The following is an 18,912-nucleotide window of genomic DNA, read 5'->3' on the forward strand; positions in this document are numbered from 1 at the left end:
ATTACCTTTTTCTACTTTTCATCTTTAACGGATTCCACTATACTAATACCAGAATGGAGCGGAACAATGCGATTAGATAAATTACTAGAAGAACTTCAGTTTGGATCACGAAAAACGGTGAAACGATTAATCAAAGGCAAGCAGGTCACTGTGGATGGCATCGTGACTTTAAATGAAAGCCAAAACGTCGATGCGCAATTACAAATGATTAAAGTAAAAGGACAATTAATTTCGCATAAGACACATGTGTACTACATGTTGAATAAGCCAAAAGGTGTGGTTAGCGCTGTCTCAGATGCATCTAAAAAAACAGTTATTGATTTGATTGCGCCACAAGACAGACGCCCTGGTCTTTATCCAGTGGGCAGACTCGATGGCGATACGGAAGGGTTACTTCTATTAACAGATAATGGACAATTAGGGTATCAATTAATTCGGCCAAATAAAGAAGTAGCGAAATGTTATGAAGTGAAAGTCAATGGTTTGGTCTCTGCAGAAGATTGTGCTAAATTTAAAGATGGGATTGTTTTGCAAGGAGGCATTCAATGTAAGCCAGCAAAAATAACTGTTCTTGCAGCGACTGAAACGGAGAGTCATGTTTTCCTGACTATTCAAGAAGGAAAATTTCACCAAGTGAAAAAAATGTTTTTATCTGTGGGGAAAAAAGTGACTGCTTTAAAACGTCAAACTATGGGGCCGTTGCGGCTAGATCCGCAATTACCTTTAGGTGCTTATCGTTCATTAACAAGAGAAGAGTTACAATTGCTATTGCCTTATTTTTTTATTGAAAAACAACAAACAAGCAAAGCGTTACCGAGTAATTTGAAAAGAGAAGAGGAACGGAAATGAAAACATTGCTTTTTGATGTTGATGATACATTGTTAGATTTTAAATTGGCTGAAAAGAAGGCGCTCCATGCCTTATTTGAAGAAGAAAATGTACCATTTACATCTGAAGTCGAGTCAACATACCACCGAATTAATCAAGGATTATGGCGTTCATTTGAAGAAGGAAAAATAACAAAAGATGTTCTCCTTGATACACGGTTTGGTTTATTGTTTGACGCGTTTAATCGAGAAGTTGATAGCGTTAGAATGGGAGAAAACTACCGAGAATATTTAAGTCAAGGACATGACTTGCTTGGCAATAGTCAACGTATCTTGGAAAAATTAGCACCCCATTATGATTTATATATTGTGACAAACGGAGTGGCAAAAACACAGTATCGTCGGTTGGAAGATTCGAAATTAATGCCTTATTTTAAAGATATTTTTGTTTCAGAAGAAGTGGGTTATCAAAAACCGATGAAAGAGTATTTTGATTTTGTTTTTGAACGGATTCCTAATTTTAGTAGAGAAAAAACAATGATTATTGGCGATTCTTTGCATTCAGATATTCAAGGAGGCCAACAAGCGAAAATTCAAACTGTTTGGCTCAATCCGACCTCCGCTCCAGCAACACCAACAATTCAACCCAATTATACGATTCAACAGCTAGATGAGTTGTTACCAATTCTTGGGCATTAAAAAACAACATTTCCTGTACAGGAAATGTTGTTTTTTAACTTAAATGTAACCGTAAGCGAACCATATCTTTTAAAGGCAAGCCGTTTTCCATAATGGGCTCATCATAATGATGGATAAAAAAATCTGGTTCAATATGTGTCATTCGAAAACCGACTTTTTGGTAGAGATATAGCTGTTGAAAGCCTGTGCTCCCAGTCCCAATCTCCAAGTAATCATACTTTTCTTTTTTGGCAAAATCAATGGCAAAATGTAATAATTCTTGCCCGATGCCCCGCCCTCGGCTTTCTTCTGAGACAGCGATGTTTACGATTTCCAATGTCCGTGGGTGAGTCGGCAACAGGACTAAAATTCCTTGAAGTTCTTCAGTCTGATAGTCAAAGCAAATACCGCGGGTAATGTAATCTGCCACCATTTTTTTTGAGGGATCTGCCTCATAAAGAAGAGCGTAATGCGCAGTTGTAAGTGCTTCTTTTTTGACTTTTTTAATCATAGGTAGGATTCTCCTTTTATTGATAAGTATACTGTAATTGAAAGAAGTGTGGGCAGATTTTTCATAAGAAGATAAAAATCACATGAAAAGTCTTGGAAAAGGTCTGGCATTCTTCAGAGTTTTCATTATAATAGTAAAAGACAATGAAGTTTTTGAAAAGAAAGAGGTTTATACATGAAAGATAGTCAGCCAATTATCATTGGTGTTACTGGCGGATCAGGAAGCGGAAAAACCAGTGTTAGCCGTGCGATTTTTAATAATTTTCCCGATCATTCAATTATGATGTTAGAACAGGATTCTTATTATAAAGATCAGAGCCATTTGAGTTTTGAAGAACGTTTAAATACCAATTATGATCATCCTTTTGCGTTTGATACAGATTTATTGATTCAACATGTTGAACAACTGTTAAATTATCAAGCCATTGAAAAGCCAGTTTATGACTACGTTGCGCATACAAGAAGTACAGAAACGGTGATCCAAGAACCGAAAGAAGTAATTATTCTTGAAGGGATTTTAATTTTAGAAGATCGCCGCTTAAGGGATTTAATGGATATTAAAGTGTATGTGGATACAGATGATGACATCCGTATTATTCGTCGAATCAAGCGTGATATGGAAGAACGTGGCCGTACTTTGGATTCTGTGATTGAACAATATTTGACAGTCGTCAAGCCCATGTATCACCAATTTATTGAACCTACGAAACGTTATGCAGATATCATTGTGCCAGAAGGTGGCGAAAACCACGTCGCTATTGATTTAATTAATACAAAAGTGGATAGTATTTTAACAAAAATGTAATAGTCAGCTTAAATAGCCGTCTCTATATCAGAGTCGACTGTTTAAGCTTTTTTTGACTTTTAAAGGGTGGTTTTATCAAATATTTTAAGGGATAGCTAAAAAGTTGAAAATATTGCAAGAAACAATATGCTATAATTTTTTAAAGGAAAAGGAGGGAAGGGAATCTGAATGATAAAAAGAGGTGAGGTTTTTTATGCGAATCTCTCACCAGTTGTTGGTTCTGAACAAGGTGGGATTCGACCTGTCCTGATTATTCAAAATAACAAAGGTAACTTATTTAGTCCAACGTTGATTGTTGCACCGATTACCCGTAACGTAAGCAAGCGGCTGCAACCAACGCAAGTCCTCATCGAAATTCCCCATAACGAGTGCAGGACGCCATCACTTATTTTGTTAGAACAAATTCGAACATTGGATAAAGAACGAATGCTACACAAGGTTTGTCAACTTTCTCGTGAAGAGATGGAACAGGTCAATCAAGCTTTAAAAGTTAGCGTTGGTATCCGTTAATTTACATATAAAGAAATCGTTTTGGGGAAACGGTTTCTTTTTTTTTGTTGAAATGGTTTCCAAATATTCGTTTTTCTCGTATAGTGAAAGAGGAGGCGATCACATGGATAAAATTCGTTATGGAATTATGAGTACTGCCCAAATTGTCCCAAGATTTGTAGCAGGGCTTCGAGAAAGCGCGCAAGCTGAAGTGCGCGGGATTGCATCAAGGCGTTTAGAGAATGCTCAAAAAATGGCTAAAGAATTAGCGATTCCGGTGGCTTATGGCAGTTATGAAGAGTTATGTAAGGATGAAACAATTGATATTATTTATATTCCCACCTACAATCAAGGACATTACTCAGCAGCTAAGCTTGCGTTATCACAAGGAAAACCCGTCCTACTGGAAAAACCATTTACATTAAATGCTGCTGAAGCAGAAGAACTCTTCGCAATCGCACAGGAGCAAGGGGTTTTTCTAATGGAAGCTCAGAAGTCTGTCTTTTTACCAATTACCCAAAAAGTAAAGGCGACAATTCAAGAAGGGAGATTGGGAGAGATTTTATGGGTTCAGTCAGTTACTGCCTACCCCAATGTGGACCATATTCCCTGGTTTTACTCGAGAGAAGCGGGTGGTGGAGCGCTTCATGGCTCAGGAAGTTATCCATTACAATACTTACAATACGTATTAGGGAAAGAGATTCAAACTGTTACGGGAACCGCAACGTATCAGCAAGGGGCGACGGATAGTCAATGTAATTTAGCTTTGAAATTTGCTGAAGGGACGCTGGGAAATATTTTTATTAATGTTGGTTTAAAGATACCTAGTGAAATGACCATCTGTGGGACGAAAGGGCAAATCGTTATTCCTAATTTCTGGAAAACAGATTGTGCTTATTATACAGATGCTCAAGGCAACACTGTCAAATGGTCTGAACAATTCACTAGTGAATTTACCTATGAAATCAATCATGTGAATCAATGTTTACAAGACAAAAAGTTAACTAGCCCCGTAATGACGAAGGAATTAACGATAGCAACCGTTAAAATTGTTGAAAGTTTTTATCAAGAATGGTTTGATAACGAATAATTACCATCACTTGCTATCCAAACTATTCTGTGTTAAAGTGTGTTTTATGCGACGAGTTGACTCAATCAGATAGCTTCGGCTATTCCGTTTTGACGGCTAGTGATTGTCAAACACAACGACACCCGATAGTACGGCTATCAGTTACCGGATTTGTAACGTGTCGGACAGAATACTTTTGTGGAGAAGGTTTCTGTCTATTTATGTAAATAAATAGTGTGGTATCCCTTAACAGTAGTAACTGTTAAGGGATTTTTTTGTATGAAAAGAGAAGTGTTGCACTTTTATAAGTGCAACTTTTTTGTGTTGTGGAACAGATAAAATAACGCTATAGTTTTAAGTGTAAAGGGAAAAGAAAAGAGGTGACAAGGCATGACCGTGTTGTTGTCCAAAAGAGCGATAAATATTTTATTGATGCTTTTGGATTTGGAAGGGAGTATTACCACGCAAGAATTAGCTGAGAACTTTACTGTCAGCGTTCGAACAATTAAGTATGATTTAGAAGATATTCGTGCTTGGTTTGAACAGCACGATGAGACACTTTATTCAAAACGAAATAAGGGAATCTGGCTAGATTTACCTGACTCTAAACGCTTACTGTTAAAAAATGAAATTATCGATGTCGATCGATTTGAAACCTATCCTGATCAAAAAAGACGAGTCAATGTATTGATTTTTCAGTTATTGTCAGTCAAAGGGTACTTAACGGCACAGCAGCTAGCAGATGAATTATTAGTGAGTCGAAACACAATTGTCAGTGATTTGGAACAGGTCGAACGGTTGCTGCAAGCATATGATTTAACCTTAATTCGCCAAGCACGGCAAGGGTTTACAATTAGTGGTGAAGAAAGCAATGTACGCTTACTGATGGAATTTATCACTCAAAAAGAACTTACAGAATACGATATTTACCAAATTATGAACTATGTGACAAAGACAAAAGGGGCTGAAAAAATCCCTAAAATTAAATTTGGGTCAGGGACATTGTTTCAAGGTTGTTATCGTAGTGCATTGAAAAAAATGCGAAATTTAATTAATCCACTCGATCAAAATCAATTTGATTATGCCGAAATATTATCTATTACGTTGAGAGTGGCAATTGCCGCAGCACGTATGCAGATGGCACATACAATTGGGACTTACCGAGTGTTATCACAAAAAACACGCTTTGAACAACGGAACGAAGTACCACTTTTACTTTTACAAGAGGTGTTTGAACGGTATGACTTGCCTTTATTAGCGGATGAATATTTTTATATTTATAGTGATTTATTCGGAACCCATCAACGGCAAGATATGGTTCAATTAACAAAGCAAGTGATTGAAAGCGTTTCAAAAGAGCTGAATTATCCTTTTGTAAATGATCGCCAATTATTTACGAACTTGTTTGCACACCTGTCCTTACGTTTTACAAAGAAACATTTATTTATTAATGAATACAATCCGTTTTCTGAAGAAATCAAAGGAAAACACCCAGCGTTATTTTTAGCTATTCAAAGTGCCTGTAAACAATTAATTCAACGTTCTGTTTTGTTAGTCAACGATTCTTTCTGCGCATATATTGCGTTGCATTTTTTGGCAGCTCAGGAACGACAACAGCAGGAAGCTAAAGTTGTTAGGATTGTGTATGTTTGCTCGACGGGCTTAGGTGTGACCAGTTTAATTGAACAAAAAATTTTAGAGGAAGTACCAAACGTTGAACTCGCAGGATTTGCTTCTGTTTTAAATGCAACTGAAGTGATTCAAGCAGAAAAGCCCGATTTGGTATTGAGTATTTTCCCAATTGAAGAAATGACATACCCATTTATTAAAGTTAGTCCATTGTTGACGGACACAGACTTAAGTTTGATTCGGGAAGAGGTCGATAAAATTTTATTAGGGAAACGTCAAGGAAAAGGTACCGCTCGCTCCACGAAATCTGATGTAATTGAAAAAAATGAACGGATACAAAGCCAAGATTTATTAGTAAAAGCGTATATTATTTATGAAGAGTTAAAACGAATGTTTCAAACAAAGTTACTGAGCGAATATCAAGAAGCCTTTTTACTTCACGTTTTATTAATGACACATCGGATTACGTTTAATAAACAATACGAAGAGATTCCTTGTAATAGAGAAGTATCTCATGAACGGCAAGAAGAAATTCGGCAAATTGAATGTTTATTTGCTAAAAATGAGTTACCTGTCAATCATGCTGAAATTTCAGCATTACTTAATTATTTAGAACAACCAAAGGAGGAAGAGGATGGAACTAGCAATGGAAGCACAGGAGATCATTCGACAAAGTGCTGAACCAGAAAAGCTACAATCGATTATCAAACAAACCAGTGCGCGATTAGCAGAAGCACAAATTGAACCAACGGAATTACAGTGGACGATTTTGATTAACCATCTCAATGAGATGCTGAATCGTTCAAGAGAAGGAACGACATTAGCTGGTGTTGATCGGACGTTATTTACGGAACTAACACCAGAAACGTTGAAAATTGCACAAGAAACAACAGAAGCAATTGGTCAGTTATCAGAAGATGAGTGGTATGTTTTAGCTGTTCATTTTGAAGTTGCTAAACAAAACAATTAATAGGAGGAAAAGTTATGATTACAGTAGTTATCGCAGATCGTTTAGGAAAAGGACAAAATGTTGCAAAAGGAGTGGAGCAAGCCGGTGGTCGCGCGGTTGTTGTTCCAGGAATGGGCGCTGATATGCGTTTAGGAGATGTGATGCAACAAGAAAAGGCAGATTTAGGCATTTCTTTCTGTGGCAGTGGTGGTGCAGGAGCGTTAACGGCTGCTACTAAATACGGGTATCCCGAAAGACATGGCATGCGATCAATCGAAGAAGGGGTAACAGCAATTAACGATGGGAAAACTGTTCTTGGATTTGGTTTTATGGATCAGGAAGAACTTGGTAAACGAGTAACTGAAGCATTTATTAAGAAACACGGAGCATAGAAAGTAGTAACTTAGAAAGGAGCGGTAATTATGGATGCCACAAAACGGTCAACACAAACCGTGATTGTTTCTGGAAAAGGTAATAAGAAGAATGAAGCTTTTGCAAGTGCGTTGAATGATGTTTCAAAAAAAGTATTAAAAGAAACAACAGAGGTCCTCATCCGGATTGAACCGAAAGAAGTAACTATTCGTCAGGCAAAAGAACAAGTTTATACAGAAAAATTTCTGTTCTTCTTCTTTCCTAGAAAGAGAGTGATTTATCATGTCGAACTAGCTGTAGAAGTGGAAATCCAAGCCATTGCAGTCGAAGAAGTTGATTTTTTAACGGAAACAATTAAAGAACCGAACGCAGTAGTAGTTCCGTTTCTTTCAAAAAGAGGCGTATAAAGGGAGGAAGAAGGAATGGAATTTGTAATCATTTTGCTGAAGTCATTGCTTATTGGTGGTTTACTAGGTTTTGCAGCTGGCGCAGGCGCTGCTCGGATGTTTCATGCACCACAAACGCAAGGGTTAGGGGCATTTAGAACATTAGGGGAAATGAACGCGGCACAAGGAGATCCAGCATCACACTTTTCTTTTGGTTTAGGTTTTTTCTTTAATGCTTGGGCTTCGGCCGTGGGAGCAGGGGCCTTTACACAAGATGTGACCCACCGGATTGTGCCTAACTGGGCTGCAGCAATTTTATTGGTAAAGGATAAAGATGTCACTAAAACGATGCATAATCCCAAAAAAATGGGGATTGTCGGGGCCTTTGTAGGAATGGCGACTGTGGCTTTCTTAAATAGTACAGCTGCAGCAATTCCAGAATCGCTACAAGTAACAGCAGTTGCGGTGTTGGTACCTGCAGCAACGATTTTAATCAATACTGTGATGCCCGTTTTATTCTGGCTAGCGGCTTTAGATGCAGGAAAACGGACGGGTTTCTGGGGAACGTTATTTGGCGGATTATCTCAATTAGTCATGGGCAATGCTGTCCCAGGAGTTGTATTAGGGATCTTAATCGGTAAAGGTGTCGATGATTTAGGGTGGACCCGAATGACACGCAGCATGCTTGGTGCCATTATCTTATTATTTATTTTAAGTGGCTTCTTCCGAGGGTTCGACTTAGAAATGATCGAAAGTTTCCGCTTGTCTATTCCTCAATGGTTAAATAATTTACACAATGTCTTCACCGTTAAATAGAAAAAAGGAGGTCTCATAGATGGAACAGCAAGAAAAAAATGAATGGGCACAACAAGAACAAGAAATTCAAGAAGGTTTAAAAGGCAAAAGTTTTTGGTATGCTGATTGGGGCTTTCCGATTTTAGTCGGGATTATGTCAGCGGCAATTTTTGCAGGAACACATATGTATGTAGTTTATGGTGTGGGCGCCTTTAATGAAGTTTCAATTGTTGCGATGCTAAAAGCTGGTTTAGATGGTGGTTCTTATGGCGCTGCCGCAGCATTTGGTGCAAGTTTCCTGTTTGCACGAATTTTAGAAGGTTCTTTAGTCGGGATTTTAGATTTAGGTGGCTCAATTTTAACGGGGATTGGAATTGGCGTACCTGCAATTTTCCTCAGCATGGGTATTAAAGCACCTGTAGAAAACTTTGGCTTAGCCCTTTTAACGGGTGCGATACTAGGGTTAGCAGTTGGCGGCGTAATTGTGTTGATTCGGAAATTTACTATCAATCAAGGAAATTCCACTTTTGGTGCGGATGTGATGATGGGGGCTGGTAATGCCTCAGGACGTTTCTTAGGCCCGTTAATTATTTTGAGTGCGGCGGGTGCTTCGATTCCTATTGGGATTGGTGCTACATTAGGAGCTTTAGGTTTTTACATTTGGAAAAAACCAATCGCTGGGGGCGCAATTTTAGGCGCAATGATTTTTGGTGCAATATTCCCAGTTTCTTTATAATAAGAAAAAGCCTTTTGTTTTGCACTTTCTCTGTCACAAATAAGAATAAGCGTTTACATTATAATGTTACTATGTTATTATAAATGCGAAATAATTATTATTTTTATTAGTTGAACGGAGGAATTAACAAATGAATGGTTTTGTACAGTGGATGGAAGTTAAGTTAATGCCGATTGCGAATAAATTTGGTTCGCAACGCCATATGACAGCGATTAGAAAAGGATTAATTGCAACGATGCCTTTAACAATTGTGGGCTCATTCTTTACAATTTTTCAAAATATTCCAATTGAGGCATACACAAAATTGATTGAACCTTATCAAGCAATTTTAGATATTCCTTCCCGCTATACGATGGGGTTACTTGCACTTTATGCAACATTTGGGATTGCTTCATCATTGGCCAAAAGTTATAAGCTTGACTCTTTGACGTGCGGAATTTTAGCATTAATGGCCTTTTTAGTAACAGCGGCACCACCAACACGTGTCTTTGAAGATGTTGACAACGTCATTACAGCAGGGCGCTATATTAATTTAGCAAATTTAGGTTCAGCTTCTTTATTTGGTGCGATTGTAACAGCGCTGTTATCTGTTGAAATTTATCGCTTCTTTATTGAAAAAGATATTATGATTAAGATGCCAGATGGCGTACCGCCTGAAGTGTCAAATTCATTTATTGCATTAATTCCAGGAGCAGTTATTCTTTTATTATTCTGGGTTATTCGCCACGTAATTGGTTTTGATTTGAATGGTTTCTTGAGTACGTTATTAATGCCACTTAAAGGTATCCTTGCTGGTAACAGTTTATTTGGCGGCTTACTAACAGTCTTCTTAATCTGTTTCTTCTGGGTTTTAGGGATTCATGGTCCAGCGATTATGGGCCCAGTTATTCGTCCTTTCTGGGATATGTCGATTGCAGAAAACCTTGAAGCTTTTACCAATGGTGCAAACGTTCATCAGTTACCTAATATTTTTACAGAACAGTTTTTACAATGGTTTATCTGGATTGGTGGCGCTGGAACTACGCTTTCTTTAGTTGTTTTAATGATGTTTTCTAAATCAACGTATCTGAAAAGTCTTGGCCGTTTATCGTTCTTACCAGGCTTGTTTAATATTAATGAACCAGTTATTTTCGGAACGCCGATCGTAATGAATCCTATTTTAGGTATTCCGTTTATCGTGGCACCGTTAATTACCACAACGTTATCTTATTTCTTAACAGTCGCTAATATAATTCCGATGATGGCTGCACGCTTAGCGTTTGCAATTCCAGCACCAATTGCTGCTTGGATGAGTACCAATTGGAGTTTCTCGGCCGCAGTATTAGTGATTGTTAACTTCTTAATTACAATGGCTATCTACTATCCATTTTTCAAAGTTTATGAAAAACAACAATTGGATAAAGAAGCAGAAGAATTAGCAGCTGAACAAGCAGCAAAAAATTAAAAAATGTTAGGGCGGGTGTTCTGATATGAATATCCTGCCCCTTCTAAGTCAGAGAAGAAAGTCAGGAGCGTATAAGATGATTATTTGGTTCATTTTCTTTTTTATCGTTAGTCAAATTATTATAGAAAAAGGGCAGTTGCCTACTGTTGTTTATCAATTTGGTTTGGTAAAGACGTTGGTTTTTACGGCAGTTTGTATTACTCTTTCCATGATAATTGGCGGATTTCTAAATCAACCAGTATTGCTCGTTGGCTCTACAACAATCCTGTGTAGCTCGGTGATTGCTTGGAAATTTCGAAATAAATTTGAAAATAGCGGAGTGTGAGAACGAAGATGAAAAGAGCATTAGGTGTATCAGTTTATCCAGATCATAGTGATATCAATCAAGATAAAGCGTATTTAAAAAAAGCCAGCGAATGTGGGTTTACTCGAATTTTTATGAGTATGTTAGAAGTGACCGATGGCAAAGAAGCGGTTCAGAAAAAATTTAAAGAATTAATTAGTTATGCGAAAAATTTAGGATTTGAAACAATTTTAGATGTCGTTCCAAGTATCTTTGATGAATTGGAAATTTCATATGATGATTTGACTTTTTTCAGCGAATTAGGAGCTGATGGGATTCGATTGGATACAGGGTTTGATGGAAATAAAGAAGCCATGTTGACGTTTAATCGATTCGGCGTGGCTATTGAGTTGAATATGAGTAATGATGTCGCTTATCTTGATAACATTTTGACGTATGAAGCGAATCGACCTTTCTTATATGGTTGTCATAACTTTTATCCACAAGCGGGAACTGCATTGCCGTATGATTTCTTTGAAAAATGTAGCATCCGTTTTAAAAAGGAAGGTATTCGGACAGCTGCTTTTATTTCATCACAGGTAGGTGAAATTGGTCCTTGGGATGTGAATGATGGGCTACCTACTTTAGAAATGCATAGACAGTTGCCAGTCACTGTTCAAGCTAAACATTTATTTGCAACAAATTTAATTGATGATGTTGTTATTGGAAATGCTTATGCTTCCAACGAAGAATTAGAAGCATTGGGTCAGTTGAATCGTTATCAAACAGAATTGACCATTGTTTTTGAAGAAGCGACTTCTGAAATTGAAAAAGAAATCGTAACAAAAAATCAACATTTTCGCCGTGGAGATATCACTCAGCAGATGATTCGTTCCACAGAAGTGCGTAAAAAATATAAAAATGAAGTTAATCCCCCACATGATAATCAAGCAATGCTACAACCTGGAGATGTTGTTGTGGGAAATGATGCATTTGGAAAATACAAAAATGAATTACAAGTCGTTTTAGAACCACATCAAGACTCACGCAAAAACCGAGTAGGGCGTATTATAGAAGAAGAACTTGTATTATTAGAATTCATTAAGCCTTGGACAAAATTTAGATTTATAGAAAAGTAGGGAAGAATATGGACTACGATTTACTTATAAAAAATGGACAGACAGTAGATGGTATGCCTGTTGAAATTGCAATTAAAGAGAAAAAAATAGCTGCTGTTGCAGCAACTATTTCAGGTTCTGCAAAAGAAACTATCCACTTAGAACCAGGTACTTATGTATCCGCAGGCTGGATAGATGATCACGTTCATTGTTTTGAAAAAATGGCTCTTTATTATGATTATCCAGATGAAATTGGGGTCAAAAAGGGTGTTACGACAGTGATTGATGCTGGGACAACAGGTGCTGAAAACATTCATGAATTTTATGACTTAGCGCAGCAAGCAAAAACAAATGTTTTTGGATTAGTCAATATTTCTAAATGGGGCATCGTTGCTCAGGACGAACTCGCAGATTTAAGTAAAGTACAAGCGAGTTTAGTCAAAAAAGCGATTCAAGAATTACCAGATTTTGTTGTAGGGATTAAAGCCCGTATGAGTAGGACCGTTATTGGCGATAACGGCATTACGCCTTTAGAATTGGCCAAACAGATTCAGCAAGAGAACCAAGAAATTCCCTTAATGGTTCACATTGGATCAGCACCGCCTCATTTAGATGAAATTTTAGCCTTGATGGAAAAAGGGGATGTCCTAACCCATTGTTTTAATGGGAAAGAAAATGGCATCTTAGACCAAGCAACGGATAAAATAAAAGATTTCGCTTGGCAAGCGTACAACAAAGGAGTCGTATTTGATATCGGGCATGGTACGGATAGTTTCAATTTTCACGTAGCTGAAACAGCGTTGCGCGAGGGAATGAAAGCTGCATCAATTAGCACAGATATCTACATCCGTAACCGAGAAAATGGTCCTGTTTATGATTTAGCCACAACGATGGAAAAACTCCGTGTGGTCGGCTATGATTGGCCAGAAATTATTGAAAAGGTAACCAAGGCTCCTGCTGAGAATTTCCATTTAGCTCAAAAAGGCACTTTGGAAATAGGTAAAGATGCTGATTTAACGATTTTCACGATTCAAGCAGAAGAAAAAACATTGACTGATTCTAATGGATTGACACGAGTAGCCAAAGAGCAAATTCGCCCAATCAAAACAATTATTGGAGGACAAATCTATGACAATTAGTTACGAAAAATTCCACTTAAAAGAAGTCATTAATGCTTCTGGCAAAATGACCATTCTAGGTGTCTCCAAAGTTTCGGAGGCAGTCCTCGCGGCTCAACGATTCGGCGGCGAACATTTCTTTGAAATGAGTGAACTTAGTGTGCAAACAGGGGCCTTTTTAGCCAACTTGTTGAAGGTAGAAGATGCCCAAATCGTTTCCTCGGCTTCGGCGGGGATTGCCCAATCGGTGGCTGCCCTGATTGGAAAAGGCAGCTTGTACCACGCATATCATCCCTATACAGAAAAGATCGAACAACGGGAGATTGTTTTACCTAAAGGGCACAACGTGGACTACGGCACGCCTGTAGAAGTTATGGTAGCGCAAGGCGGCGGCCAAGTGGTGGAAGCTGGCTACGCCAACATGTGCAGTCCAGAACACGTGGAAATGATGATTTCTGAAAAAACAGCGGCCATTCTATACATCAAAAGCCACCATACCGTGCAAAAAAGTATGCTGACGGTGGCCGAAGCGGCCAAAGTGGCGCAACGCCACAAGGTGCCGCTAATTGTTGACGCGGCAGCAGAAGAAGATCTTTTCAAATACACCGAAGCAGGCGCTGATTTGGTGATTTACAGCGGCGCCAAAGCCATTGAAGGGCCAAGTGCTGGTTTAGTGGTCGGGAAAAAAGAATACATTGACTGGGTGCGCCTACAAGGCAAAGGCATTGGTCGAGCAATGAAAATTGGCAAAGACAATATCTTGGGCTTTACGCAAGCAGTGGAAGAATACTTGGCACATGGCAGTGAATCAGGGGCTTCGATGCAAGAGCGCTTAAAACCGTTTGTTGAAGCCATCAACAACCTGTCAGGTTTAACCGCCAAAATTGTCCAAGATGGCGCTGGACGAGACATTTATCGCGCCAGTGTCAAAGTGGACGGCAGAAAAACCGCCAAGGAAGTCATCCAAGCGTTAAAAGCAGAAAGTCCAGCTATTTATACGCGAGAATATCAAGCCAACAATGGCATCATTGAATTTGACATTCGTTCTGTCAATCAAGAAGAAATGAACAAAATCGTGCAACGATTACAAGAAATTATGGACACAAAGGAGAAATAAGCCATGTCATTAAAACCTAATTATTTAGAAGAACGCATTTGTTTAAACGTCTTAGCCAATTCAGTAGAAAATGCCCAAGCCTGTTATGAAGCAGCAGAAGGGCATGTTGTGTTAGGCGTCCTTTCAAAAAACTATGAAACCGATGAAGCAGCCATTGACGATATGAAAAAATACCAAGCAGCAACCAACAACGCTTTATCTGTCGGTTTAGGAGCTGGTGATCCAAATCAAAGTCAAATGGTGGCTCGCTTATCAGAAGTTTTACAACCGCAACACGTGAACCAAGTCTTCACAGGTGTCGGCGCTTCGCGGGCCTTACTTCGTCAAGACGAAACAGTGATTAATGGCTTGGTTTCACCCACAGGCAAAGTTGGCTATGTCAACATTGCGACAGGTCCGTTAAGCTCTGGTGCGCCAGCGGCGGAAGTGCCTATCGAAACCGCCATCAAATTGTTGAAAGACATGGGGGGCAGTTCCATTAAATATTTCCCGATGAAAGGCTTGGCTCACAAAGAAGAATACCAAGCAGTAGCAGCAGCTTGTGCCAAGTATGACTTTTATTTAGAGCCAACAGGGGGCATTGATTTAGAAAACTTTGAAGAAATTGTTCAAATTGCGGTGGATGCCGGCGTTAAAAAAATCATTCCTCATGTCTACAGCTCAATTATCGATCAAGAAACAGGGGACACTAGAACAGAAGACGTGAAAACGTTACTAACCATGATGAAAAAGACATTGAATAAGTAGGTGGCAAAGATGAAAATTGCTGCGTTTGGTGAAGTCATGCTTCGTTTCACTCCGCCAGAGTATCTAATGTTAGAACAAACAGAGCAGTTAAGAATGAACTTTGTAGGGACTGGCGTAAATCTCTTAGCAAATTTGGCTCATTTTCAACTAGAAACAGCATTGATTACGAAATTACCTGCCAATCGTCTTGGTGAAGCTGGCAAAGCAGCGCTAAGGAAGTTAGGAATTTCAGATCAATGGGTAGGAGAAAAGGGCGATCATATTGGTAGTTTTTTTGCAGAAATGGGTTATGGAATCCGACCCACACAAGTAACTTATCAAAATCGCCATCAGAGTGCTTTTGGCATCAGCGAGGCGAAGGACTACGATTTTGAGGTCTTTTTAGCGGAAGTAGATATGGTGCATATTTGTGGTATTTCGTTAAGTTTAACTGAAAAAACTCGTGATGCTGCTTTGATACTTGCTCAAAAGGCGCATGCCTGTCAAAAGAAAGTTTGTTTTGATTTTAATTATCGACCTAGTTTAAATACAGCAAATAGCGCACTCTTTATGCGTCAACAGTACGAACGCATTTTACCTTATTGTGATATTGTTTTTGGCAGTCGACGTGATTTGGTCGAGCTATTGGGTTTCATTCCGCGAGAAGATTTAGAAGGTGAGGCACAAGAAACTGAACTGATTCAGCGTTTCATGTCTCAATACAATTTGGAATGGTTTGCTGGGACAACGAGAAGTCATTCCCAAAATCAAAACTACTTAAGTGGGTATTTATATACCCAAAATGAGTACCAACAGAGTGAAAAAAGACCGCTTCTTAATCTTGATCGAATTGGTGCTGGTGATGCTTATGCGGCGGGGATTTTATATGGCTATAGCCAAAATTGGTCGTTAGAAAAGGCAGTTACCTTTGCCACAGTCAATGGGGTCCTTGCACATACGATTCAAGGAGATATTCCTTTGACAACGGTCAAACAAGTGAATCACGTTCTTGAGCATCCGAATCTTGATTTAATTCGTTAAAGAAGAAAACCAGAAGAAAAGTCGTGTGTGGCTTTTCTTCTGGTCTTTTTTTCATTATAATTAAAAGAAACAGATTGCAAAGGAGGCAGCAGGATGAGTGTTGCACATCTTTTAACAGTTTTAGAAAATGATGAATTTATTGAACGGATTCAAAAACGACCAGAAGCGTTCATTGGAACGACTGGCTTAGTCGGCTTAGAGAATTTACTTGTTCAGACAATTAACGGTTTATTAGAGTTTTTCATTGAAAAGAATCAAGGGAAAATTGCTATACAGTTATCGCGTCAACAAATCTCTTTTCAGGTATCTTCCACACGACCGCTTGTTTTTGAACAAAAGCAAGTCGATTTAGAACCACCTTTTCTGTATTTATCTGTTTTACAAGCCTTCTCAAAACAAGTAGGAATCAGTATCGATCAAGAAAAACAGCGAACTATTTTTATTTACCATCAAGGGCAATTGAAAAAACGATTATTATTACCTATTGAAGAAACCCAGGAACGAATTGAAGTCTTATTTTGGCCAGATACGCAAATTTTTGGTACAGAATCACTTTCTTATATGCGTGTTTTACAACAATGTCAACAGATTGCCATGTTGAATCCAGGCTTAAAGATTCTCTTAACACAAGAAGAGGAACAAAAAAATCTTTGTTATTACCCTAAAGGTTTAAGTAATTATTTATTTGAAAAAGATAACCCATTAACTAGAAAAGCTGCACCGATTATTCAAGCCAAGCAAACAGAATTGGCCCTTGTTCAATTTATTTTGAGTAAAAATCATGCGCCGCAAGTGCAAAAAACATTTGTTAATGGGCATTATCCCAGTCTTGGCGGAACCCACTATGAGGGCTTTCTTGATGGCGTAGTGGCCGCCTTTAATCAATTTTTAGAGGAGCAACATTACTCATTATCTGTGACAGCAGATAGTTTTTTAGCAGAATTTGATTTTGTTTTAGCCATTACGATACCAAAGCCCCGCTACACTGATGCAACGAAAACCATTTTAAGAAATACAGAGTTATATGAAGCGGTTAAAGAAGTCGTTTTTGACGAATTACAACACTACTTTCAACGTCATCCCAAATGGTTAGAGCAAGGAAGAAGCGAGGGAAATGAATGAAAATTTTTGTCGATGGCGATGGTTCACCTGTGAAAGAGACGGTTATTGAAGTCGCTGTAGAGAAAGCTTTGGATGTGGTGATTGTTACTAGTGTAGATCATTATTCCTTAAAAGATTATCCAGAAAATGTCTCTTTTGTGTATGTTGATAAAGGAGCGGATGCTGCTGATTTTAAAATTGTGCAGTTAATAAAAAAAGGGGATCTTTTAATTACACAAGATTATGGCTTAGCTTCCTTGGTTTTGCCAAAAGGAGTGTCGGTTTTACATCAACTGGGTTATCAATATACGAAAGAAAATATTGATGGCTTGTTAGAACAACGCTATTTTAGTGGCCAAATTCGGCGAAAAGGTGGCCGAACGAAAGGACCTAAACCTTTTACAGACAAAGATAGAACAACGTTTAAACAAGCCCTTATTGAGCTGGTGGAACGGAGTCTTTAGTAAGGAAAAGGCAAGCAAAGAATTTTTCCTTCACTAAATTTGCTTCTATTATGAAACTGGGTTTTATGCTAAAATAAGTAAGGATAATTTGAAAAATAATTTTTTCTAAAAGACAGGAAAGAAACTAGGAGGACAAGCATTTGAAGATTATTTTGTTGTATGGCGGCAGAAGTGAAGAGCACGATGTGTCTGTTTTGTCTGCATATTCCGTTTTAAATGCAATCTATTATAAATATTATCAAGTACAGTTAGTCTTTATTAGTAAAGATGGTCAATGGGTAAAAGGCCCTCTCTTATCTGAACGACCACAAAATAAAGAAGTTTTACATTTAACTTGGGCACAAACACCTGAAGAAACAGGCGAATTTTCAGGAAAACGAATCAGTCCTTCGGAAATTTATGAAGAAGAAGCGATTGTTTTCCCTGTTTTACATGGGCCAAATGGTGAAGATGGAACAATTCAAGGATTCATGGAAACCATTAATATGCCTTATGTAGGCGCAGGTGTCTTAGCTAGTGCTAACGCAATGGACAAAATCATGACGAAATATCTTTTACAAACTGTTGGCATTCCACAAGTACCATTCGTGCCAGTTTTAAGAAGTGACTGGAAAGGAAATCCAAAAGAAGTCTTTGAAAAATGTGAAGGTTCTTTAATTTATCCGGTCTTTGTTAAACCTGCCAATATGGGTTCTAGTGTCGGAATTAGCAAAGCGGAAAATCGTGAAGAATTGCAAGAAGCATTGGAAGAAGCTTTCCGTTATGATGCCCGAGCAATTGTTGAACAAGGGATTGAAGCACGTGAAATTGAAGTAGCCATTTTAGGAAATGAAGATGTCCGTACGACTTTACCTGGTGAAGTGGTGAAAGATGTCGCTTTCTATGATTATGATGCAAAATACATCAATAACACGATTGAAATGCAAATCCCAGCGCATGTTCCAGAAGAAGTAGCTCATCAAGCGCAAGAATACGCTAAAAAAGCGTATATTATGTTAGATGGAAGTGGCTTAAGTCGCTGTGATTTCTTCTTAACAAGCAAAAACGAATTATTCCTGAATGAATTGAACACCATGCCTGGTTTTACTGACTTTAGTATGTATCCTTTACTATGGGAAAATATGGGCTTGAAATACAGTGATTTAATTGAGGAACTGATTCAGTTAGCTTTGAATCGTTTTAAACAACGCCAAGAATTTTATAATAACTAAGAAGAAAAAATCACACAAGACTGGGACATGACAAGACTTTGGCA

22 protein-coding genes are annotated in these 18,912 nt (G+C 38.3%); 21 read left to right on the plus strand and 1 reads right to left on the minus strand.

The window, feature by feature from the left end; all coding sequences use genetic code 11:
- Window positions 1–66 precede the first annotated feature (66 nt).
- Both IGK27_RS02795 and IGK27_RS02800 read left to right on the plus strand, forming a co-directional pair.
- The gene (locus IGK27_RS02795; RefSeq protein WP_002361308.1) at window positions 67–849 is read left to right on the plus strand and encodes a pseudouridine synthase; all 783 of its coding nucleotides are present in this window, start codon (window positions 67–69) and stop codon (window positions 847–849) included.
- The gene (locus IGK27_RS02800; RefSeq protein WP_002378056.1) at window positions 846–1,526 is read left to right on the plus strand and encodes a YjjG family noncanonical pyrimidine nucleotidase; all 681 of its coding nucleotides are present in this window, start codon (window positions 846–848) and stop codon (window positions 1,524–1,526) included. Before IGK27_RS02795 ends, IGK27_RS02800 begins: the two co-directional genes overlap by 4 nt.
- 34 nt (window positions 1,527–1,560) lie before the next feature.
- Here the strand turns inward: IGK27_RS02800 and IGK27_RS02805 are convergent, their stop codons facing one another.
- Entirely contained in the window at window positions 1,561–2,016 is a 456-nt protein-coding gene (locus IGK27_RS02805) for a GNAT family N-acetyltransferase (RefSeq protein WP_002363227.1), read from the minus strand.
- 174 nt (window positions 2,017–2,190) lie between these two features.
- On the opposite strand from IGK27_RS02805, the gene udk reads away from it, so the two are divergent.
- The 19 genes from udk to IGK27_RS02900 all read left to right on the plus strand — a co-directional run bounded on the left by udk (window position 2,191) and on the right by IGK27_RS02900 (window position 18,868).
- Window positions 2,191–2,820, plus strand: a complete 630-nt coding sequence (gene udk / locus IGK27_RS02810) for a uridine kinase (RefSeq protein ID WP_002355702.1) — start codon at window positions 2,191–2,193, stop codon at window positions 2,818–2,820.
- Between the two features lie 168 nt (window positions 2,821–2,988).
- Window positions 2,989–3,330, plus strand: coding sequence for a type II toxin-antitoxin system PemK/MazF family toxin (locus IGK27_RS02815; protein WP_002355703.1), 342 nt, complete (start codon window positions 2,989–2,991; stop codon window positions 3,328–3,330).
- A gap of 103 nt (window positions 3,331–3,433) precedes the next feature.
- Window positions 3,434–4,399, plus strand: a complete 966-nt coding sequence (locus tag IGK27_RS02820) for a Gfo/Idh/MocA family protein (RefSeq protein ID WP_002363228.1) — start codon at window positions 3,434–3,436, stop codon at window positions 4,397–4,399.
- Between the two features lie 369 nt (window positions 4,400–4,768).
- Window positions 4,769–6,688 (plus strand): BglG family transcription antiterminator, encoded by a 1,920-nt coding sequence (locus tag IGK27_RS02825; RefSeq protein WP_002388793.1) that lies wholly within the window; start codon window positions 4,769–4,771, stop codon window positions 6,686–6,688.
- Window positions 6,654–6,977 (plus strand): PRD domain-containing protein, encoded by a 324-nt coding sequence (locus IGK27_RS02830; RefSeq protein WP_002386165.1) that lies wholly within the window; start codon window positions 6,654–6,656, stop codon window positions 6,975–6,977. Before IGK27_RS02825 ends, IGK27_RS02830 begins: the two co-directional genes overlap by 35 nt.
- A gap of 14 nt (window positions 6,978–6,991) precedes the next feature.
- Complete coding sequence (locus IGK27_RS02835) at window positions 6,992–7,348, plus strand: glycine-rich SFCGS family protein (protein ID WP_002355707.1); 357 nt, start codon at window positions 6,992–6,994, stop codon at window positions 7,346–7,348.
- Between the two features lie 30 nt (window positions 7,349–7,378).
- Complete coding sequence (locus IGK27_RS02840) at window positions 7,379–7,735, plus strand: DUF4312 family protein (protein ID WP_002355708.1); 357 nt, start codon at window positions 7,379–7,381, stop codon at window positions 7,733–7,735.
- Window positions 7,736–7,750: 15 nt separating this feature from the next.
- Window positions 7,751–8,530, plus strand: a complete 780-nt coding sequence (locus IGK27_RS02845; RefSeq protein ID WP_002364749.1) for a DUF4311 domain-containing protein — start codon at window positions 7,751–7,753, stop codon at window positions 8,528–8,530.
- A 19-nt stretch (window positions 8,531–8,549) separates the two neighbouring features.
- Entirely contained in the window at window positions 8,550–9,245 is a 696-nt protein-coding gene (locus tag IGK27_RS02850) for a DUF4310 family protein (RefSeq protein WP_002355710.1), read from the plus strand.
- A 130-nt stretch (window positions 9,246–9,375) separates the two neighbouring features.
- The gene (locus IGK27_RS02855) at window positions 9,376–10,689 is read left to right on the plus strand and encodes a PTS sugar transporter subunit IIC (protein ID WP_002358780.1); all 1,314 of its coding nucleotides are present in this window, start codon (window positions 9,376–9,378) and stop codon (window positions 10,687–10,689) included.
- A gap of 25 nt (window positions 10,690–10,714) precedes the next feature.
- Window positions 10,715–11,014 (plus strand): hypothetical protein, encoded by a 300-nt coding sequence (locus tag IGK27_RS02860; protein ID WP_002363233.1) that lies wholly within the window; start codon window positions 10,715–10,717, stop codon window positions 11,012–11,014.
- Between the two features lie 8 nt (window positions 11,015–11,022).
- Window positions 11,023–12,111: a DUF871 domain-containing protein gene (locus IGK27_RS02865; protein ID WP_033626514.1), complete on the plus strand. Its 1,089-nt coding sequence runs from the start codon at window positions 11,023–11,025 to the stop codon at window positions 12,109–12,111.
- 8 nt (window positions 12,112–12,119) lie between these two features.
- The gene (locus IGK27_RS02870) at window positions 12,120–13,229 is read left to right on the plus strand and encodes an amidohydrolase/deacetylase family metallohydrolase (protein WP_002373486.1); all 1,110 of its coding nucleotides are present in this window, start codon (window positions 12,120–12,122) and stop codon (window positions 13,227–13,229) included.
- Window positions 13,219–14,325 carry a DgaE family pyridoxal phosphate-dependent ammonia lyase gene (locus IGK27_RS02875; protein WP_002378061.1) on the plus strand — a complete coding sequence of 369 codons (1,107 nt, stop codon included), beginning with the start codon at window positions 13,219–13,221 and terminating at the stop codon, window positions 14,323–14,325. The genes IGK27_RS02870 and IGK27_RS02875 overlap by 11 nt, the downstream gene beginning before the upstream one ends.
- 3 nt (window positions 14,326–14,328) lie before the next feature.
- Complete coding sequence (gene dagF, locus IGK27_RS02880) at window positions 14,329–15,072, plus strand: 2-dehydro-3-deoxy-phosphogluconate aldolase (RefSeq protein ID WP_002378063.1); 744 nt, start codon at window positions 14,329–14,331, stop codon at window positions 15,070–15,072.
- A 9-nt stretch (window positions 15,073–15,081) separates the two neighbouring features.
- Window positions 15,082–16,092 (plus strand): sugar kinase, encoded by a 1,011-nt coding sequence (locus IGK27_RS02885; protein WP_002401535.1) that lies wholly within the window; start codon window positions 15,082–15,084, stop codon window positions 16,090–16,092.
- 93 nt (window positions 16,093–16,185) lie between these two features.
- Window positions 16,186–17,214, plus strand: a complete 1,029-nt coding sequence (locus tag IGK27_RS02890) for a DNA topoisomerase II (protein ID WP_033626507.1) — start codon at window positions 16,186–16,188, stop codon at window positions 17,212–17,214.
- A complete protein-coding gene (locus tag IGK27_RS02895; protein WP_010775653.1) occupies window positions 17,211–17,657 on the plus strand; it encodes a YaiI/YqxD family protein in 447 nt (148 codons plus the stop codon). The genes IGK27_RS02890 and IGK27_RS02895 overlap by 4 nt, the downstream gene beginning before the upstream one ends.
- A 140-nt stretch (window positions 17,658–17,797) precedes the next feature.
- Entirely contained in the window at window positions 17,798–18,868 is a 1,071-nt protein-coding gene (locus IGK27_RS02900) for a D-alanine--D-alanine ligase (protein WP_002355721.1), read from the plus strand.
- The last annotated feature ends 44 nt before the right edge of the window (window positions 18,869–18,912 follow it).

The sequence above is a fragment of the Enterococcus sp. DIV0236 genome, from assembly GCF_050558525.1.
GTDB lineage: Bacteria > Bacillota > Bacilli > Lactobacillales > Enterococcaceae > Enterococcus > Enterococcus faecalis.

Excerpts from the sequence above, each read along its gene's own strand:
- IGK27_RS02875 (WP_002378061.1), top strand. The coding sequence starts at position 13,219 with ATGACAATTAGTTACGAAAAATTCCACTTAAAAGAAGTCATTAATGCT.
- IGK27_RS02825 (WP_002388793.1), top strand. The coding sequence starts at position 4,769 with ATGACCGTGTTGTTGTCCAAAAGAGCGATAAATATTTTATTGATGCTT.
- IGK27_RS02890 (WP_033626507.1), top strand. The coding sequence starts at position 16,186 with ATGAGTGTTGCACATCTTTTAACAGTTTTAGAAAATGATGAATTTATT.
- udk (WP_002355702.1), top strand. The coding sequence starts at position 2,191 with ATGAAAGATAGTCAGCCAATTATCATTGGTGTTACTGGCGGATCAGGA.
- IGK27_RS02800 (WP_002378056.1), top strand. The coding sequence starts at position 846 with ATGAAAACATTGCTTTTTGATGTTGATGATACATTGTTAGATTTTAAA.
- IGK27_RS02855 (WP_002358780.1), top strand. The coding sequence starts at position 9,376 with ATGAATGGTTTTGTACAGTGGATGGAAGTTAAGTTAATGCCGATTGCG.
- IGK27_RS02860 (WP_002363233.1), top strand. The coding sequence starts at position 10,715 with ATGAATATCCTGCCCCTTCTAAGTCAGAGAAGAAAGTCAGGAGCGTAT.
- IGK27_RS02795 (WP_002361308.1), top strand. The coding sequence starts at position 67 with ATGCGATTAGATAAATTACTAGAAGAACTTCAGTTTGGATCACGAAAA.
- IGK27_RS02865 (WP_033626514.1), top strand. The coding sequence starts at position 11,023 with ATGAAAAGAGCATTAGGTGTATCAGTTTATCCAGATCATAGTGATATC.
- IGK27_RS02840 (WP_002355708.1), top strand. The coding sequence starts at position 7,379 with ATGGATGCCACAAAACGGTCAACACAAACCGTGATTGTTTCTGGAAAA.
- IGK27_RS02820 (WP_002363228.1), top strand. The coding sequence starts at position 3,434 with ATGGATAAAATTCGTTATGGAATTATGAGTACTGCCCAAATTGTCCCA.
- IGK27_RS02835 (WP_002355707.1), top strand. The coding sequence starts at position 6,992 with ATGATTACAGTAGTTATCGCAGATCGTTTAGGAAAAGGACAAAATGTT.
- IGK27_RS02805 (WP_002363227.1), bottom strand. The coding sequence starts at position 2,016 with ATGATTAAAAAAGTCAAAAAAGAAGCACTTACAACTGCGCATTACGCT.
- IGK27_RS02895 (WP_010775653.1), top strand. The coding sequence starts at position 17,211 with ATGAAAATTTTTGTCGATGGCGATGGTTCACCTGTGAAAGAGACGGTT.
- IGK27_RS02885 (WP_002401535.1), top strand. The coding sequence starts at position 15,082 with ATGAAAATTGCTGCGTTTGGTGAAGTCATGCTTCGTTTCACTCCGCCA.
- IGK27_RS02815 (WP_002355703.1), top strand. The coding sequence starts at position 2,989 with ATGATAAAAAGAGGTGAGGTTTTTTATGCGAATCTCTCACCAGTTGTT.
- IGK27_RS02845 (WP_002364749.1), top strand. The coding sequence starts at position 7,751 with ATGGAATTTGTAATCATTTTGCTGAAGTCATTGCTTATTGGTGGTTTA.
- IGK27_RS02850 (WP_002355710.1), top strand. The coding sequence starts at position 8,550 with ATGGAACAGCAAGAAAAAAATGAATGGGCACAACAAGAACAAGAAATT.
- IGK27_RS02830 (WP_002386165.1), top strand. The coding sequence starts at position 6,654 with ATGGAAGCACAGGAGATCATTCGACAAAGTGCTGAACCAGAAAAGCTA.
- IGK27_RS02870 (WP_002373486.1), top strand. The coding sequence starts at position 12,120 with ATGGACTACGATTTACTTATAAAAAATGGACAGACAGTAGATGGTATG.
- dagF (WP_002378063.1), top strand. The coding sequence starts at position 14,329 with ATGTCATTAAAACCTAATTATTTAGAAGAACGCATTTGTTTAAACGTC.